We start from the raw sequence: 242 nt of genomic DNA, 5'->3' as shown, positions 1-242 counted from the left end.
AACCTACGCATCGGTTTTGGGGACTATTTTCCCACATTACCAAACTAACAACCCTCCATGAAGCATATCAGCATGCGAGGAAAAACGGCGGTGCCCCAGGTATCGACGGTCAAAGTTTCGCTGATATAGAACTAGAGGGAGTTATACCGTTTTTAAAGAACATTCAAGCAGAACTGCAGGCTGGAACATATCAACCACAAGCTAATCGTAAAGTAGAAATCCCAAAAGCAAACGGCAAAATA

The 242-nt window shown here is 43.4% G+C and carries 1 pseudogene; it reads left to right on the top strand.

The window, feature by feature from the left end:
- Nucleotides 1-242, top strand: a pseudogene (locus LOK41_RS28860) (group II intron reverse transcriptase/maturase); the annotation flags it as partial.

The sequence above is a fragment of the Bacillus sp. TL12 genome (assembly GCF_022625245.1).
In the GTDB taxonomy this organism is placed as follows: domain Bacteria; phylum Bacillota; class Bacilli; order Bacillales; family Bacillaceae_G; genus Bacillus_A.
This window is presented reverse-complemented; position numbering and strand designations above follow the sequence as displayed.